The 15,786-nt window shown below is 72.8% G+C and carries 17 protein-coding genes; 5 read left to right on the top strand and 12 right to left on the bottom strand.

All coding sequences use genetic code 11. From position 1 onward, the window contains the following. Positions 1 to 206 precede the first annotated feature (206 nt). The 3 genes from ACFVST_RS28020 to ACFVST_RS28010 all read left to right on the top strand — a co-directional run bounded on the left by ACFVST_RS28020 (position 207) and on the right by ACFVST_RS28010 (position 2,217). Complete coding sequence (locus tag ACFVST_RS28020; protein ID WP_390156390.1) at positions 207 to 506, top strand: DUF1876 domain-containing protein; 300 nt, start codon at positions 207 to 209, stop codon at positions 504 to 506. 171 nt (positions 507 to 677) lie between these two features. Further along, positions 678 to 1,340, top strand: coding sequence for a histidine phosphatase family protein (locus tag ACFVST_RS28015; protein WP_390156389.1), 663 nt, complete (start codon positions 678 to 680; stop codon positions 1,338 to 1,340). Between the two features lie 88 nt (positions 1,341 to 1,428). Continuing rightward, entirely contained in the window at positions 1,429 to 2,217 is a 789-nt protein-coding gene (locus ACFVST_RS28010) for a thioesterase family protein (RefSeq protein WP_390156388.1), read from the top strand. A gap of 13 nt (positions 2,218 to 2,230) precedes the next feature. On the opposite strand, the gene ACFVST_RS28005 is transcribed toward ACFVST_RS28010, so the two are convergent. The 5 genes from ACFVST_RS28005 to ACFVST_RS27985 all read right to left on the bottom strand — a co-directional run bounded on the left by ACFVST_RS28005 (position 2,231) and on the right by ACFVST_RS27985 (position 6,126). Next, positions 2,231 to 3,223 (bottom strand): SDR family NAD(P)-dependent oxidoreductase, encoded by a 993-nt coding sequence (locus ACFVST_RS28005; RefSeq protein WP_390156387.1) that lies wholly within the window; start codon positions 3,221 to 3,223, stop codon positions 2,231 to 2,233. An 89-nt stretch (positions 3,224 to 3,312) separates the two neighbouring features. Then, positions 3,313 to 3,696 (bottom strand): hypothetical protein, encoded by a 384-nt coding sequence (locus ACFVST_RS28000; protein ID WP_390156386.1) that lies wholly within the window; start codon positions 3,694 to 3,696, stop codon positions 3,313 to 3,315. Positions 3,697 to 3,806: 110 nt separating this feature from the next. Further along, on the bottom strand, positions 3,807 to 4,133 hold the full coding sequence (locus tag ACFVST_RS27995; RefSeq protein ID WP_390156385.1) for a plasmid stabilization protein: 327 nt from the start codon (positions 4,131 to 4,133) through the stop codon (positions 3,807 to 3,809). 83 nt (positions 4,134 to 4,216) lie between these two features. Then, on the bottom strand, positions 4,217 to 5,224 hold the full coding sequence (locus ACFVST_RS27990; protein WP_390156384.1) for an MASE1 domain-containing protein: 1,008 nt from the start codon (positions 5,222 to 5,224) through the stop codon (positions 4,217 to 4,219). Positions 5,225 to 5,274: 50 nt separating this feature from the next. Next, positions 5,275 to 6,126, bottom strand: a complete 852-nt coding sequence (locus ACFVST_RS27985) for a PP2C family protein-serine/threonine phosphatase (RefSeq protein ID WP_390156383.1) — start codon at positions 6,124 to 6,126, stop codon at positions 5,275 to 5,277. A 198-nt stretch (positions 6,127 to 6,324) separates the two neighbouring features. Here ACFVST_RS27985 and ACFVST_RS27980 point away from each other — a divergent pair, with 198 nt between their 5' ends. Continuing rightward, on the top strand, positions 6,325 to 7,119 hold the full coding sequence (locus ACFVST_RS27980; protein WP_390156382.1) for a YqjF family protein: 795 nt from the start codon (positions 6,325 to 6,327) through the stop codon (positions 7,117 to 7,119). A gap of 92 nt (positions 7,120 to 7,211) precedes the next feature. Here ACFVST_RS27980 and ACFVST_RS27975 read toward each other — a convergent pair whose 3' ends face one another. The 5 genes from ACFVST_RS27975 to ACFVST_RS27955 form a co-directional block, all read right to left on the bottom strand. Next, entirely contained in the window at positions 7,212 to 8,024 is an 813-nt protein-coding gene (locus ACFVST_RS27975) for an endonuclease I family protein (RefSeq protein WP_390156381.1), read from the bottom strand. Positions 8,025 to 8,251: 227 nt separating this feature from the next. Then, positions 8,252 to 10,471 (bottom strand): NADP-dependent isocitrate dehydrogenase, encoded by a 2,220-nt coding sequence (locus tag ACFVST_RS27970; protein WP_390156380.1) that lies wholly within the window; start codon positions 10,469 to 10,471, stop codon positions 8,252 to 8,254. A gap of 77 nt (positions 10,472 to 10,548) precedes the next feature. Further along, the gene (locus ACFVST_RS27965; RefSeq protein ID WP_390156379.1) at positions 10,549 to 10,905 is read right to left on the bottom strand and encodes a PRC-barrel domain-containing protein; all 357 of its coding nucleotides are present in this window, start codon (positions 10,903 to 10,905) and stop codon (positions 10,549 to 10,551) included. A gap of 92 nt (positions 10,906 to 10,997) precedes the next feature. After that, positions 10,998 to 11,462 carry a hypothetical protein gene (locus ACFVST_RS27960; RefSeq protein WP_390156378.1) on the bottom strand — a complete coding sequence of 155 codons (465 nt, stop codon included), beginning with the start codon at positions 11,460 to 11,462 and terminating at the stop codon, positions 10,998 to 11,000. Between the two features lie 111 nt (positions 11,463 to 11,573). Beyond that, positions 11,574 to 14,366: a SpoIIE family protein phosphatase gene (locus tag ACFVST_RS27955; protein WP_390156377.1), complete on the bottom strand. Its 2,793-nt coding sequence runs from the start codon at positions 14,364 to 14,366 to the stop codon at positions 11,574 to 11,576. A 173-nt stretch (positions 14,367 to 14,539) separates the two neighbouring features. Between ACFVST_RS27955 and ACFVST_RS27950 the strand changes: the two genes are divergently transcribed. Further along, positions 14,540 to 14,731, top strand: a complete 192-nt coding sequence (locus ACFVST_RS27950) for a DUF6381 family protein (RefSeq protein WP_390156376.1) — start codon at positions 14,540 to 14,542, stop codon at positions 14,729 to 14,731. On the opposite strand, the gene ACFVST_RS27945 is transcribed toward ACFVST_RS27950, so the two are convergent. Together ACFVST_RS27945 and ACFVST_RS27940 are read right to left on the bottom strand one after the other, a co-directional pair. After that, complete coding sequence (locus ACFVST_RS27945; protein ID WP_390156375.1) at positions 14,716 to 15,300, bottom strand: hypothetical protein; 585 nt, start codon at positions 15,298 to 15,300, stop codon at positions 14,716 to 14,718. The two genes, ACFVST_RS27950 and ACFVST_RS27945, sit on opposite strands and share 16 nt — an antisense overlap. Beyond that, positions 15,297 to 15,548, bottom strand: coding sequence for a hypothetical protein (locus ACFVST_RS27940; RefSeq protein ID WP_390156374.1), 252 nt, complete (start codon positions 15,546 to 15,548; stop codon positions 15,297 to 15,299). The genes ACFVST_RS27945 and ACFVST_RS27940 overlap by 4 nt, the downstream gene beginning before the upstream one ends. Positions 15,549 to 15,786: the final 238 nt, after the last annotated feature.

The raw sequence follows: 15,786 nt of genomic DNA, 5'->3' as shown, positions 1-15,786 counted from the left end.
TCGACCTCGTCGACTACGGCATCGTCGGCGACCTCTTCACCGTCCTCCCCCAACTCACCCAGGAGATCACCACCCGCAAGGGCTGACCCCCACCAGCTCGACCCACCACGGTCGGACCGGGCGACGTAGCGTGGAGAGGGAGCCGCCGGGAGCTCGGGGGCGCAAGGTGGCCACAACCGACGGCGGCTGCGCCGGGAGTGAACACCATGGAAGACAAGCAGTGGACCGTGCAGATCTATGTCACCGAGGACGGCGCCGAGACCCGTGCCCGTGCGGTGCTCAGCACCCACGGCAGCTCGGAGATGACCGGCCGAGGCACCGCCCGCCGCAATCCGATCGACCGCCCGGTACCGGAGATCGGCGATGAACTGGCCGCCAGCCGGGCCTTGGAGGACCTGGCCGTGCGGCTGCACGACGTGGCGTCCGACGACATCGTGGAGATGGCCGGGCCGGCGTCCGGCATCCCGCGTGCGACGCCGGAGGGCTTCGTCATACAGGACGGCTGACCGGCCGCCGTACCGGGTGCCCCTTGTCCGCCCGGGCAAGGGGCACCGGGCTGTCCAGGCTCCGGTGGGGGCGCCCGGCGGTGACGGGTGCGTCCCGCTCTGAGAAGGTGGCCTCTGCACATACCGACGGTGCCCGCCGGGCGCCCCCACCGGAGCGAGTTGATCCTTTCCATGAGACTGCTGCTCATCCGCCACGGGCAGACCCCGTCCAACCTGGAGTTCCTGCTGGACACCGCGGTGCCGGGGGCGATGCTGACCGAGCTGGGCGAGCGGCAGGCCGCCGCGCTGCCCGCCGCCGTGGCCGAGGAGAAGATCCGCGCCCTCTACGCCTCCACCCTGATCCGCACCCAGCTCACCGCCGCCCCGCTGGCCGCCGAACGCGGCCTGGAGGTGCAGGTGCGGGACGGGATCCGGGAGATCGCCGCGGGCGAGCTGGAGATGGAGCGCGGTGACTCGCCCCATGGCCTGGCCTATATGGAGACCGCGTTCGCCTGGTCTCAGGGCGAGACCGGGCTGCGGATGCCGGGCGGGGAGGACGGCGCGGAGACGCTGGGCCGGTTCGACGCGGTGGTGGCGGAGGCCGCGGTGGACGGCGGCACCGTCGCCATGGTGAGCCACGGCGCGGTGATCCGGGTGTGGGTCGCGGCCCGTGCCGCCAATGTCGATGTGGCCTTCGCGGCGGCGCACCTCCTGGACAACACGGGGGTGGTGGCCCTGGAGGGCTCGCCGGAGCAGGGCTGGACGGTGGTGAGCTGGCAGGGCACCGCGGTGGCCGGCCCGGCCCCCGGCCCCCAGGGCGGCCCCGCCGGCCGCCCCGTCGAACCGCCGCGCTGAGACCCGTACCCCAGCCCGCGAACCGCCGTGCCGTGAGCCCTTGTCGAGGACCGGCGGAGCATCAGCAGAGGAGAGATCCGAGAAGCCCATGCCCAGCTACTACGAACGTGTCGGCGAGCATCTGTACCGCCCCACCGAGCACACCGGCGGCGCCTGGCGGGAGGACGAGCAGCACTTCAGTCCCGTCGGCGGCGTGATCATGCACGCGGTGGACCGGCATCTGGCGGCCCGGCCCGAGGGCCCGCGGCTGGTCGTCGGCCGGATCAGCTTCGACATCCTGGGGCAGCTCGGCCGGTCCGAGATGGACATCCGGGTGGAGAGCGTCCGCCCGGGCCGCACCATCGAACTGCTGGAGGCGACCGCGGTCATAGCGGGCCGGGCGGCGGTACGGGCGCGGGTCTGGCTGCTGTCGGAGCAGGACACCTCGGCGGTGGCGGGCGGCGCGGACGACCGGCTCACCCCGCCCGACGCGCTGCCCGGCTGGCCGATGGACGAGCTGTGGTCGGGCGGCTATATCGCCTCGCTCGACGTACGCCCGGTGGGGACGCCGGTGCCGGGGCGGGGCACGGTGTGGCTGTCGTCACCGGTGACGCTGGTCGCGGACGAGCCGAGCAGTCCGCTGGCCTCGTATGTGGCGCTGGTGGACACCGCCAACGGGATCGCGGTACGGCAGCCGCCCGGTAAATGGATCTTCCCCAACGTCGACCTCACGCTGCACCTGTTCCGGCAGCCGGCGGCGGGCGGGCGGTGGGTGGGGCTCGACACCACCGTCGTCTTCGGCGCCGCCGGCCAGGGCCTGACCAGTACCGTCCTCCACGACGAGCGGGGGCCGCTGGGGCGGGCGGAGCAGATGCTCACCGTCCGCCCCCTGAACTGAGCGGCCGCCGCTGCTACTTGGTGGACCCGGGGGTGGCGAAGGCGTCGACGCCGGTCAGTTCGGCGGAGAGGTGCCAGAGGCGGGCGGCCTGCTCCGGGTCGACGGCGTAGTCCCGTACGCCGCCGCCCTCGTCGGTGGTGCGGACGGCGATGTCGCAGTCCTCGCAGTACACCCCGCCCAGACCGGCCAGCCTGGGTGAGGTGGCGGCCCAGACCTGGGTGGCGGCGCCCTGCTCGGGCGTCTTGAGCCAGTCGGCGACCTGATTGCCGTCCGCGTCGATCCAGCCGTTCCGGATCTGCTCCGCCTTGGGCACATGGCGCTGGAGCGGGGTGAGGATGCCGCCGGGGTGCAGCGCGAAGGACCGTACGCCGGCGGAGCGGCCGAGGGCGTCGAGGTGTACGGCGAAGAGCACATTGGCGGTCTTGGCCTGCCCGTAGGCCTGCCACTTGTCGTAGCCGCGGGTGAAGTCGAGGTCGTCCCAGCGGATCGGGGAGGCGTGGTGGCCGCGGGAGGAGACGGAGATGACGCGGGCGGTGGGGGCGAGGGCCGGCCAGAGCCGGTTCACCAGGGCGAAGTGGCCCAGGTGGTTGGTGGCGAACTGGGCTTCCCGGCCGGGGCCCACCCGGGTCTCGGGGCAGGCCATCACCGCGGCACTGTTGATCATGATGTCGATACGGCGGCCGGAGGCGAGGAAGCGTTCCGCGAAGGCGCGGACGCTGTCCAGGTCGGCCAGGTCCAGGGCGTCGACCTCCACCCGCTCGACGCCGCCCACCGCCTCACGGGCGGCGTCGGGGCGGCGGGCCGGCACCACCACGGTGGCGCCGGCCCCGCTCAGGGCGCGGGTGGTCTCCAGGCCGAGCCCCGAGTAGCCGCCGGTGACGACGGCGAGGCGGCCGGTCAGGTCGATGCCGTCGAGTACCTCACGGGCGGTGCTGCGGGCCCCGAAGCCGGATCCGAGGGGCTGCTGGGGCGTGCGGTGTGCTGCGGTCTGCTGCGGTGTCGTCATGCCCGGAACGTTAGGTACTGGAGTGCGCTCCAGGGCAAGGGCGACACCGGGGCCGCGCGGTGCGGCCCCGAACCACCCGGTCGGTCCGGTCAGTGGCCGTGCAGCCGCAGCCGGTGCGAACGCCGGTGCGCGGAACGGCCGGTGGCCGCGGTACGGGTGCTGCCCTCGCTCCCCGTCCCACCGAGGCGGGCCTCGCGCTGGACGGTGCGGTCGTCGCCGGCCCGGTCGACCCGGCGCCTGCGGCCGTGGCCGCGTACCAGTGCGCTCCCGGCGAGCAGCATCCACATGCCGAGCCCGAAGATCAGGGTCAGCGCGATCCCGCCGAGGAACGCCCCGAGCGTGCTGATGGTGAAGGGCTGGCTGCCGAGCAGCGTCACGGTGTAGTCGGGGCTGCCGGACAGGTTGTACGCGATCAGCAGGCCCGCGAAGGCGGCGGCACCCGCCATCAGCAGAAGCCCCAGCAGCAGGAGCATGATCCTCACCTCGTCGTGTCAGGCCTCGTCGTGGGTACCCGTCACGGGTTACCCGGAGGGCGGGGCCAAACCCGGATCCGGCGGCTCGGCCGGGCCGAGGTCGGAGGGACTCAGCGGCCGAGGGCGCGGCGGAGTTCGTCCTTGTTCATGGCGGAGCGGCCCTCGATGTTCTTGCGGCGCGCCTCCTCGTAGAGCTGGTCCCGGGTGGGGCCCTGGGCGCCGCGGTGGGAGCGTTCGCCGCCGCGCTGCGAGGCCGACTTGGGATCGCGGGTCGAGACCCGGCCGGGCTCCGCCGCCTCGCCGCTGCGGGCGCGTTCCTTGTTCACGGTGCGGGCGGCGATCTCCCGGGCCCGGCTCGCGGACTCGCCGCGCCGCTCGGCGCTCTCCCGGATGTGCTCGTACTGGCGCTCCCGCTTCCTGCTGGATCCTGCGGGCATGGTGCAACTCCCTGGGCTGGTTTCCGGTACGACGTCCGGGTATCCGGCCGGGTGCGCGGTCATGCCTTTCGGGTGGGCCGGATTCAGGCGGAGGCGCCGTCGGCCGGGTCGGGCGGCAGCTCGTGCGGCGGGCGGGGGCGGGGGGTGTCCGGTGGGGCCAAGGTCTCGACGACCTCGACGAGTTCGCGGCAGACCTGCTCGATACGGAGGCGGGTCCTGCGCTGCTCGGCGATGACGGCGGACAGCAGCAGCGAGGTCAGGGCGACGGACACGTTGAACGCTTGGAGGTTGAGCATCACCGCGAACTGCGTCAGTCCGGAGAACGGTCCCGCGCTGTCGACGGCGGCGACGGTCGCCAGTGCCGAGATGAGCAGTGCGCACAGGGCGGTGATCGCCGGCGGCAACCGCAGCGCGCCCCAGATCAGCAGCGGGAAGTCGAGGAAGAGCAGGCTCAGCACGGTGTGGGTGATGCCGTAGGTGAGCGCGCCGAGCGCCGCCACCAGCACCACGGACTCCACCAGGTGCCCGGCGAGGTCGGAGGACCGCAGCCGCGAGAGCAGCAGCAGGACGGGCGTGACGAGCAGGACCCCCATCGCGTCCCCCACCCACCAGGACGCCCACACCGGCCAGATGTCGCCCGCGCTGAGGCTGCCGTCCAGCACCAGGGTGGCGACCCCGCAGGCGGCGCTGACGATCATGCCGGCGGCGCCGAGGAAGACCAGGATCAGCCCGTCGCGCAGCCGGGAGATATCGGTACGGAATCCGGCCGCCCGCAGCATCAGCCAGGCGACGACGGGGGCGACGGTGTTGCCGACGACGATGCCGACGGCGTTCAGGTCGAGCCCGGTGAGGGTGCTGACCACGAGGATCGTGCCGAGGGCGATGCCCGGCCAGATCCGCGCCCCGTAGCGGAGCAGGGCGGCGACCGCGACCCCGGTCGGCGGCCACAGCGGCGTCACCACGGCGCCCTCCACGGTCATCCGGAGCAGCAGCCCGAGCCGTCCCGCCGCCCAGTAGCAGAGGGCGACGGCCACGATCAGCAGCAGCGTCGACCGGAGTTCGGACCGGGGGCGGCGGAGGGTCGGCAGCACCACGCCATGAGACACCGCACGCCGACCGGCGGTGGGCAGGACACGCGAGGTCAGCGCAGCGCGGCGGCGCCGCGGGCGGGCGGTGGGGCGTCGTGGCAGACGACCAGGACGGCGGCGTCGTCCTCGTGCCCGACCGATCCGGCGATCTTCATCACGGCGGTGGCCAGCGGCTCGGCGTTGAGGGCGACGGCGGAGCCGAGGCCGGCCAGCCGTGTCACCTGTTCGAGGCCCTCGTCCATGGTCATGGAGGGGCCCTCCACCACGCCGTCGGTGAGCAGCACGAGGGCGCCGGGACCGTCCAGTCCGAAGGCGCTCACCGGATAGTCCATGCCGGCCTGGATACCGAGGGGCGGGCCGCCGTTGTCGGTGACGACCACGGCCCGCCCGTCCGCGGTGGCCTGCACCATCGGCACATGCCCGGCCCGGGCGGCCTGCACGGTCCAGGTGTGCGGGTCGAAGCGGACGAAGGTGCAGGTGGCGAAGAGTTCACTGCGGTTGGACAGCAGCAGCTCGTTGGCCCGGGACAGCAGTTCGCCGGGGTCGGTGACCACGGAGGCCAGGGCGCGCAGCGCGATCCGCACCTGCCCCATGAAGGCGGCGGCCTCGATGTTGTGGCCCTGGACGTCGCCGATGGTGAAGCCGAGGGACCCGTCGGGCAGCAGGAAGCCGTCGTACCAGTCGCCGCCCACGTTGAGGCCGTGGTGGGCGGGCGCGTAGCGGACGGCGGTGCGCAGGCCGGGGACGACGGGGATGGGGCCGGGGAGCATCTCGCGCTGGAGGGCGAAGGCCAGCTCCACCCTGGCCCGGTGCAGCTCGGCGCGTTCGCGGGCCTGCGCGGTCAGGGAGCCGAGCCGGTCCAGCAGTTCGTCCGCACCGCCGGCGCCCGGGCTCTCGGAGGCCATGGTCCCTCCTGCCGTTCTGTCCATGTGCCGACACCTGGGCGGCCGCGCCGCGGCCGGGCAGGGCGAGTCCCTCGGGTCACCTCGGGGCCCCAGCCCATCGTGGCAGAGGTCCCCGGCGGAGGCGACGGCAGAACGGTACGGAGGCGGTCCCGCCCCTCCCCCCGTCCGGCCGTCACGGGGTGCGTGCGATGCTGAGTCATGCCCTATCTGTCCGATTGCGCGCCGGCCCTTCCCGAGCCGATCACCGCGGATCCGCCGCGGCAGACACCCAGGCCGCTGCTCACCCAGTCCTGGCTGGACCTGGCGTTTCTGCACTGGGCGGTCGATCCGGCCGAGGTGGCGCCGCTGCTGCCGGCGGGCACGATCCCGGACACCTTCAGGCCCGCGGGCGCACCGGACGGCGCCGAGGCGACGTATCTGGGGCTGGTCGCCTTCCGGATGCACCGGGTGGGCTGGTTCAGGCTGCCCGGGGTGCCGTATCTGGGGAGTTTCCCGGAGACCAATGTGCGGCTCTACTCGGTCGACGGGCGGGGGCGGCGCGGGGTGGTGTTCCGGTCGCTGGACGCCTCCCGGCTGATACCGGCCGCCGTGGCGCGGGCCCTCTTCCGGCTGCCGTACCGGTGGTCGCGGATGGAGGTGCGGCGCAGCGGGGACGTTCTGCGGTACCGGAGCCGGAGGCGGTGGCCGCGCGGTGCGTACAGCCGGCTGGCGATACGGGTGGGGGCGCCGGTGGCGGAGCCGACTCCGCTGGAACACTTTCTGACCGCGCGCTGGGGGATGCACAGCGCGTTCTTCGGACGGCGGTTGTTCCTGCCCAACTCGCATCCGCGGTGGCCGCTGCACCGCGCCGAACTGCTGGAGTGCGACGAGGACCTGGTGGCGGCGGCCGGGCTGCGGATGCCCTCGGAGCCGCCGGTGAGCGTGCTGTACTCCCCCGGGGTGCCGGTGCGCTTCGGTCTCCCGGCCCGCCCCGGCGGTCTGCCTACACCCTGAACCGGCCTGGTACGCAAGGCTGTTGACAGAGGAGAGCGGCCGGCGCCACGGTCCACCGGGGACCGCGGTGCCGGCCGCTGCCGCCGCATCGACTACCAGATGGAGTCCACCCACTCCGGGTGGTCGATGAACGGGTTCCTGTTGTGCTGGATGTCGTTGTATATGACGTCGTTGCGGTGCTGCTCGAAGGCGTCCGGCGGGTCCTCGTCGTTCCACTTCTTCAGCATCGAGATGCGTCCGATGTTGGGCGAACTGCCGTTGTTCACCTGGTCGTTGGGCTCCAGGTCGGGGAAGCCGTCGTCGCCGTCGTAGCGGACCGCCATGTAGAGGATCATGCGCGCGACGTCGCCCTTGACGGCGTCCCGCGGCTCGAAGGAGTCACCGTCGGTGTAGTTGCCGGGGGCTCCGTCGACCTCGCTGCCGCCCTCGTCGAAGTCCTTGTTGCTGCGGATGCTGTTGACCTTGACGTTGGCCGGGCGCAGGTGGTGCAGGTCGGTGCCGGGGCCGGTGCTGGTACCGAAGTTGCCGTGGGACTTGGCCCAGACATGCTCGCGGTTCCACTGGTCCACGCCGCCGCCGTGCTGGGAGGCGGGCTGGGACTTGCCGCTGTACAGCAGGATGACGTTGCCGGGGTTGTCCGGGTCCTGGTCGGTCTTGGGGATCGCGTCCCAGACCTGGCTGTAGCTCACCTTCGTCATGTCGCTGATGATGGTGTGCAGGGCGAGTTTCAGGTCTTGGCCGGTCTTGCCCTCGGCGTCTGCGTAGTAGCCGTCGGGCACATCGTCGGCGACCGTGTGGGGGGCGGGCGCGGCGGACGCGGCGTTGGGGGCCACTACGGCGGTCAGGACCAGTCCGGCCGACAGTGCGGCCGCGACCAGGGGTCCTCTGGCGCGGAAACGGGACATGTGGGGTTGTCCTCTCCCGAACGTTCCCCGGATCTCGGGGAGTTGACGGTTACTCGGTCGTACGGGACTTTCCCACATGGGAGACCCCGCTGACTATGCCCAGGAGCGAACAGCGGGTGGCGTAAATCGGTCCGGTAGCGGCGTTCTGGGGTCAAAACAGGGCAGGAAAAGGGGCCGGCCCCGTCCTCAGTGGACGGGGCCGGCCGCGGCCTAACGGTGAGGGGGGCTCAGGCCAGGGTGGCCAGTGCCTTGTTGAAGGTGGCGGAGGGACGCATCACGGCGGCGGCCTTCGCCGGGTCGGGCTGGTAGTAGCCGCCGATGTCGACGGGCGAGCCCTGCACCGCGAGCAGTTCGTCGACGATGGTCTTCTCGTCGGCGGCCAGCGACCGGGCGAGCGGACCGAAGGCCTCGGCGAGCGCGGCGTCCTCAGTCTGCGCGGCCAACTCCTGTGCCCAGTACAGGGCGAGGTAGAAGTGGCTGCCGCGGTTGTCGATCCCGCCGAGGCGGCGGCTGGGCGACTTGTTCTCGTTGAGGAAGGTGCCGGTGGCGCGGTCCAGGGTGTCGGCGAGGACCTGGGCGCGGGCGTTGCCGGTGGTCTGCGCGAGGTGCTCGAAGCTGACCGCGAGGGCGAGGAACTCACCGAGGCTGTCCCAGCGCAGGTAGTCCTCCTTGACGAGCTGCTGCACATGCTTGGGCGCGGAGCCGCCGGCACCGGTCTCGAAGAGGCCGCCGCCGTTCATCAGCGGCACCACCGAGAGCATCTTGGCGCTGGTGCCCAGCTCCAGGATCGGGAACAGGTCGGTGAGGTAGTCGCGCAGGACGTTGCCGGTGACGGAGATGGTGTCCTCGCCGCGGCGGATGCGCTCCAGGGAGTAACGGGTCGCCTCCACCGGCGACTTGATCTCGATCCGGAGGCCCTCGGTGTCGTGCTGCGGCAGGTACTCCCGCACCTTGGCGATGAGCTGCGCGTCATGGGCGCGGTTCTCGTCCAGCCAGAAGACGGCGGGGACGCCGGTGGCGCGGGCGCGGGTGACGGCGAGCTTCACCCAGTCCTGGATCGGCAGGTCCTTGGTCTGGCACATCCGGAAGATGTCCCCGGCGCCGACGGCCTGCTCCAGCACGGCCTGCCCGGCGGTGTCCACGACGCGCACGGTGCCGGTGGTGGGGATCTCGAAGGTCTTGTCGTGGCTGCCGTACTCCTCGGCCTTCTGCGCCATCAGGCCGACGTTGGGCACCGAGCCCATGGTGGCCGGGTCGAAGGCGCCGTAGGCGCGGCAGTCGTCCAGGACGACCTGGTAGACCCCGGCGTAGCTGGAGTCGGGCAGTACGGCGAGGGTGTCGTGCTCCTCGCCGTCGGGGCCCCACATATGGCCGGAGGTGCGGATCATCGCGGGCATGGAGGCGTCCACGATGACGTCGCTGGGGACGTGCAGATTGGTGATGCCGCGGTCGGAGTCGACCATGGCGAGCTCGGGGCCCTCGGCCAACTCGGCCTCGAAGGACGCCTTGATCGCGGCGCCCTCGGGCAGCCCCTCGACGCCCTTGAGGATGCCGCCGAGGCCGTCGTTGGGGGTGAGCCCGGCCTTGGCGAGGACCTCGCCGTACTCGGCGAAGGTGGTGGGGAAGAAGGCGCGGACGACGTGGCCGAAGATGATCGGGTCGGAGACCTTCATCATGGTGGCCTTGAGGTGGACGGAGAACAGCACGCCCTCCGCCTTGGCGCGGGCGACCTGTGCGGTGAGGAACTCGCGGAGGGCGGCGACCCGCATCACGGAGGCGTCGACCACCTCGCCGGCGAGGACCGGTACCGACTCGCGCAGCACGGTGGTGGTGCCGTCGTCGCCGTGCAGCTCGATCCGGAGCGCACCGTCCTCGGCGATCACGGCGGACTTCTCGGTGGCGCAGAAGTCGTCGACGCCCATGGTGGCGACATTGGTCCTGGAGTCCGCGCTCCAGGCGCCCATGCGGTGCGGGTGGGCCTTGGCGTAGTTCTTCACCGAGGCGGGGGCGCGGCGGTCGGAATTGCCCTCGCGCAGAACGGGGTTGACGGCGCTGCCCTTGACCTTGTCGTAGCGGGCGCGGATCTCCCGCTCCTCGTCGGTCTTCGGGTCGTCCGGGTAGTCGGGCAGTGCGTAGCCCTGCTCCTGGAGTTCGGCGACGGCGGCCTTGAGCTGCGGGATGGACGCCGAGATGTTGGGCAGCTTGATGATGTTGGCTGCGGGCGTCCTGGCCAGCTCGCCCAGCTCGCCGAGGGCGTCGCCGATGCGCTGGCCCTCCTCCAGGTGCTCCGGGAACTGCGCGATGATCCGGCCCGCGAGCGAGATGTCACGTGTCTCGACACCCACACCCGCCGTCGAGGCGTAGGCCTCCACCACGGGCAGGAACGAATAGGTCGCCAGGGCGGGTGCCTCGTCGGTGTGCGTGTAGATGATGGTCGAGTCGCTCACGGGGGTGCTCCGTCCGTTCCACGTCCGATGAGATTTGCTTGACGTCAAGATATCTCACGTGGACGACGGCCCGTGCCTCACCGTCGGGCCAGGCGCCTCTCCCCGGACGCCCCTGCGGCGTAGGGCAGTTCATAGTGGGCGAAGACCTGCGGTTCGTCGGCGGCGAGCAGCTCGCCGTCGGTGCCGATCGCGGGGGCGTCCCGCACCTGCTTCTTGTCGTAGATCACCTTCAGGTACTCGGGGCCGACGGTGCAGCCCCGCAGCGGTACGAACACGAGTTTGCGCTGGGTGGGCAGGCCCACGGTGACGGTGGCGAAGGACGGCTCGTCGGTGGCGGTGTCGAAGTAGATCGCCTCCAGGGTGCCGATCCGGCGCTTCCCGGCGTCGACCACGCTCTGGCCGCGCCACTCCCGGATGTCCTCGATCTCGAACACGGCGTCGTCTCCCGGTTCTGTGGAAGTTTCCTGTGCCACTCCGCATTCTCGTACGGTCGGCGGCGCCGCGCGCCCTGGGCGGGCGGCAGTGCTCAGGGTTGGCGGAAGCGTGCCGCGGAGTCCCAGGAGGCGACGGTGATCCAGCGGATGACGGTCGCGGCCACCGGCCCGTCCAGCGCGGAGAGGGCGTGGATGGTGGCGAGGTCGGCCGGGTCGGGCGGTACGCAGGCGGCGGTGAGCGCGGCGTGCAGATCGATCCGCCGCTGGTCGGCCGGGGCCAGCAGATGCGGGAGCCGGGCGCTCGGGTCGGGCGGCGGCAGTTCCCCGGTGTCCAGCCCCTCGGGCCAGGCCACGGCACGCGGGTCGGGCACCGCCGGATCGATCACCATCGGACCGGTCGCCATCGGGTCCGCGCCCGACGGCCGGACCACGGTCGGGTACTCCGACGGGTACGCCGCGCAGGACGGGGGCGCGGACCGCGGGGGCGCGGGGTACGGGGAGGCGGTGCGCAGGGTGAGGGTGCCGCCGGTGGGGTCCAGGTACGAGGTGTCCGGCATGGTCGGCTCCGTGCGGTGGGGGCGGGGTGGTTGACCGTCGAGATGCCGGCCCGCCGCCGCGCGGTTCCGGTCCGCCCGCCGAGTCACCGCATCGAACCATTCCGCTGCTCGTCATACCGCGGTGCCAGGACCTCGCTCCCCTCCCCCGTCCCCCGGGTCCTCGAAGAGGTCCATGTCCCAGAGGGGGCCGGTGTCGGCGACGGTGGACGGTTCCAGGCTCTGCTCGGTCCAGATGACCTTGCCGGTGCCGGTGTAGCGGGTGCCCCAGCGTTCCGCGAAGCGCGCCACCAGGAACAGGCCGCGGCCGCCCTCGTCGCTGAGCTTGGCGTGCCGGAGGTGGGGCGAGGTGCTGCTGCCGTCGGAGACCTCGCACACCAGGACCCGGTCCCGCAGCAGCCGGACCCGGATCGGGGGGCGGCCGTAGCGGATGGCGTTGGTGATCAGCTCGCTGAGGATGAGTTCGGTGGCGTAGCCGATCTCGTCCAGGCCCCAGGAGGTGAGGGTGCGGGCGCAGGCGGAGCGGATGCGGGAGACGGCCGCCGGGTCCTGCGGCACCTGCCACTCGGCGACATGGTCCGGGCCGAGGATGCGGCTGCGGGCCACCAGCAGGACCACGTCGTCGGTCTGCCCCGGCGGCAGCACCGAGCTCAGCACCGCGGCGCAGGTCTCCTCCGGTGGGAGCGGGGTGCCGGCGGGGGTCCGTTCGGCGAGGGTGGCGCGGAGCCGGTCAAGGCCGACGCCGATGTCCTGGTACCGGTCCTCCACCAGCCCGTCGGTGAACAGCACGATCGCGGTGCCCTCGGCGAGCGTGATCTCGGTGGCGCCCTCCAGCGGATCCCCCACCCCGAGCGGCGGCGAGGCCGGTACGTCGGGGAAGGAGACGGTGCCGTCGGGGAGTACCAGGGCCGGTCCGAGGTGCCCGGCGCGCGCCATCAGGAACTGCCCGGTGACCGCGTCGTACACCGCGTACAGGCAGGTGGCGCCGGTGACCTGGTCCTCGCCGCCGGCCTGCTCGCGGTCCATGTCGCCGACGAGTTCGCCGAGGTGGGTGAGGAGTTCGTCGGGGGCCAGGTCGAGGGTGGCGAAGTTCTGCACGGCGGTGCGGAGCCGGCCCATGGTGGCGGCGGCGTGCAGCCCGTGCCCGACGACGTCCCCGACGACGAGGGCGACCCGGGCCCCCGGCAGCGGGATCACGTCGAACCAGTCGCCGCCCACCCCGGCCCGCGCCGGCAGATAGCGGTAGGCGACCTCCAGCGCGGACTGCTCGGGCAGCGCACTCGGCAGCAGGCTGCGTTGCAGGGTGACGGCGGTGGTGTGCTCGCGGGTGTAGTGGCGCGCGTTGTCCATGGAGACGGTGGCGCGGGCGACGATCTCCTCGGCGAAGGACACATCCTCCGCCCCGAAGGGCGCCGAGCCGACGGTCCGGTGGAAGCAGGCCACCCCCATCACCACGTCCCGGGTCCGCAGCGGTACACCCACCACCGAGTGCACCCCGGTCGCCCGCAGCGCGGCCCACACCCCGCCGGGCCGGTGCTCCGCGCGGGCCAGCGCCGGGTCGAGGAGAGAGCTGCCGGCGGCGATGACGGCGCCGTCGGGTTCGTCCGGGTGGAGGGTGAGGCGGGTGCCGGCGGGGACCATCGCGCTGTCCTCGGGGCGCCCGGCGGCAGCCACCCGCAGCAGTGCGGTGTCCGAGGGCGAGGGCTCCTCGCCGGTGGTGATCGCGGGGAACACGTCGACGGTGACGATGTCGGCGAAGCGCGGCACGGACACCTCGGCGAGTTCCTGCGCGGTGCGCTCCACGTCGAGGGTGGCGCCGATCCGGGTACCGGCCTCGTAGAGCAGGCCGAGGCGGCCACGGGCGGTGTCGGCGCGGTCGGAGACGGCCCTGAGTTCGGTGGAGTCGCGGAGGGTGGCGACGGTGCCGGGCTGGCCGCGTTCCGCGGTGCCGCGCATATTGACGACGAGGAGGCGGTCCCCGGCGAGGACGACCTGGTCGGTGACGGGGCGCCCGGCGAGCAGCAGTTCACTCATGGCGGGCGGCAGGTCCAGGCCGTCGAGGCGGCGGCCCTCCGCGTCGGGCGGCAGATCGAGCAGGCGCCGCGCCTCGTCGTTGGCGAGCACCAGGACGGCGGCCCCGCCCTCGCCGGAGACGATCAGCACGCCCTCGCGGACGGCGTGCAGAACCGCGTCGTGGTGTTCGTACATGCGGGTCATCTCGCGTGGGCCCATGTCGTGGGTCTGGCGGCGCAGACGGCGGGCGGCGAGCGAGGTGTTGACGGTGGCGAGGACGAGGGCGGCGGCGGTGGCGGCGCCCGCGAGCGGCAGTTGGTCGCGCAGTTCCGCGTCGATACTGCCGAGGCTGATGGCCACGGCGACGGCGCCCACGATCCTCCCGGCCGCGTCCCGTACCGGCACCGAGGAGAGGACGGAGGGGCCGAGCTGGACGGTGTCGGCCTGCCGGGTGACGGGGTGGGTGGGCAGCGGCTCGGTGCTCGTCATCCGCGTACCGATACGGCTCGGGTCGTGGTCGGTGTAGCGGACGCGGTTGGTGCCGAAGACGACGATGTTCTCCACGCCGGTGTCCTGGATGATCTGCTCGACGGCGGGCTGGAGGGTGCGGGTGGGGTCGGGGCCGGTGAGCGCGGCGGAGGTGCCGGGGGCGTGGGCGAGGGCGGACGCGGCGCTCAGGGAGCGGGACTCGGCGGTGTGCACATTGTCCCGGCGGGCCTGGATGACGAGGACCGCGGCCATCGCGGCGACCAGGATCACGATCAGCACCATCTGCCACAGGAAGACCTGCCGGGCGACGCTGCCGCGGGGCGCGCGGAACAGGCCGGACCGGTTTCCGGCCGCGGCACCGGCGGCCCGGGTCCGCCCGTGCCGCGGCCTGCGCGCTCCTCGCATCACGGCTCCGGCTGCTCACACGTCATACGGTCCCGGTTCCTCCCGGCGGCGCCCCTGACTCCATGAAGCGGGTGCGCGGCCATGATCTCAACCGCGCGGGCGCCGGGATGCGGCACCGGGGCCCGGCTGGTTCGCTGAAGGGAAGCGCGTGGGGCCGGAACCGAGGAGGGACGATGGGCACGTCGGACGAGATGCGGGACCGGATCCGGGAGACCCGCCGCAAGGCCGACCAACTGGCGCACGACGCCGAGCGCAGCACCGATCCCGAGGAGCGCAAGCGCCTCGCGGAGAAGGCCCGGCGGCTGCGCAGCCGCTGCGAGCAGGAGTCCGGTATGTCCAGCGGGGACATCTACCCGCTGGAGTGAGCACGGCGGCGCCAGCCTCTGCGCCCGCGCCGCCCGCGGAAGCCGGCACCGACCGCGAACACCAGGGCACCCGCCACCCCCGCGGCCATCGGGCCACCCCAGCCGGGAAGGCGGTGACCGGTGGCGGTGGCACGTCCGGGAGGTTCGGCGGCCGGGGTGGCTGCCGCGGCGTCGTCGGGGCCGGCTCCGGTGGAGACGGTGACGGTCATCGGCAGGGTGCGGCCGCGGGTGCGGGTGGCTTCGCCGATGCCGACCTGCAGGTAGTGGTCGCCTTCCTCGGTCACGGCGCTCGCCCCGTCGTGCGGGTCGCCGGTCGAGCAGTCCACGCGGACGGTGCCGCCGGTGCGGGCGTCGGCCAGGGCGCCCACGGCCTGCCGGGCCGCGGCGATCCGGGTCCGCCCGCCACCCGCGTCCGCCGCCCGCATCGAACCGGAGGCGTCCAGTACCGCCATGATGCGGGGCGGCCGGGCCTCGCCGTCGTCCCCGGCCGCGTGCGCCGCGGGGGCCGCCGCGGTGCCGAGTGCGGTGAGCAGTCCCACCGCCAGGGCGGTGCGCACGGCCGGGGTCACCGCCCGTCGCCGTCCTCGCCGGTGTGGTCCGTGTGCTGCGTGGGGGGCCAGACGGTGATGACGTCGCCGTCGAGGGTGACATGGCGGCCGGGGAAGAGGTCGCGGACCTCGGCGAAGCCGTCCAGGTCGTAGTCGCGCCGGCCGGTCAGCACGATCGCGTTGCCCAACAGGCTCACATCCCGGGTGCCGTTGGCCACATCGCCGGATCGCCGAGCGGCCCGGCAGCGGTCGGCTGCGCACCGGTACAAGTGTCCTCATCGACTGCAACGCACTCTTCAGAGCTTTGCAACTTGCGAATCGACACACTGATGGACATACCTGTGAACCCCCAACTAGCCCTGGAATAGGCGATGTTCCGCAGATCGCGCGGCGCCCGACATCCAGAGATTATTATTCACGTCCGCAAATCGCAAGTGCGAGCAGCGGCCGGAACGCGACAGCGCCCGACGGCGGTCAGCCGTCCGGCCCAGTAGCGTCGGGGGTCCG

Origin of the sequence: Streptomyces sp. NPDC058045, assembly GCF_042885635.1 — a bacterium.
Classification (GTDB): Bacteria; Actinomycetota; Actinomycetes; order Streptomycetales; family Streptomycetaceae; genus Streptomyces.
This window is presented reverse-complemented; position numbering and strand designations above follow the sequence as displayed.

Coding starts and splice junctions, on each gene's coding strand:
- ACFVST_RS28015 (WP_390156389.1), top strand. CDS start 678: ATGAGACTGCTGCTCATCCGCCACGGGCAGACCCCGTCCAACCTGGAG.
- ACFVST_RS27960 (WP_390156378.1), bottom strand. CDS start 11,462: ATGCCGGACACCTCGTACCTGGACCCCACCGGCGGCACCCTCACCCTG.
- ACFVST_RS28020 (WP_390156390.1), top strand. CDS start 207: ATGGAAGACAAGCAGTGGACCGTGCAGATCTATGTCACCGAGGACGGC.
- ACFVST_RS27985 (WP_390156383.1), bottom strand. CDS start 6,126: ATGGCCTCCGAGAGCCCGGGCGCCGGCGGTGCGGACGAACTGCTGGAC.
- ACFVST_RS27995 (WP_390156385.1), bottom strand. CDS start 4,133: ATGCCCGCAGGATCCAGCAGGAAGCGGGAGCGCCAGTACGAGCACATC.
- ACFVST_RS27975 (WP_390156381.1), bottom strand. CDS start 8,024: ATGTCCCGTTTCCGCGCCAGAGGACCCCTGGTCGCGGCCGCACTGTCG.
- ACFVST_RS27950 (WP_390156376.1), top strand. CDS start 14,540: ATGGGCACGTCGGACGAGATGCGGGACCGGATCCGGGAGACCCGCCGC.
- ACFVST_RS27955 (WP_390156377.1), bottom strand. CDS start 14,366: ATGCGAGGAGCGCGCAGGCCGCGGCACGGGCGGACCCGGGCCGCCGGT.
- ACFVST_RS28010 (WP_390156388.1), top strand. CDS start 1,429: ATGCCCAGCTACTACGAACGTGTCGGCGAGCATCTGTACCGCCCCACC.
- ACFVST_RS28000 (WP_390156386.1), bottom strand. CDS start 3,696: ATGCTCCTGCTGCTGGGGCTTCTGCTGATGGCGGGTGCCGCCGCCTTC.
- ACFVST_RS27980 (WP_390156382.1), top strand. CDS start 6,325: ATGCCCTATCTGTCCGATTGCGCGCCGGCCCTTCCCGAGCCGATCACC.
- ACFVST_RS28005 (WP_390156387.1), bottom strand. CDS start 3,223: ATGACGACACCGCAGCAGACCGCAGCACACCGCACGCCCCAGCAGCCC.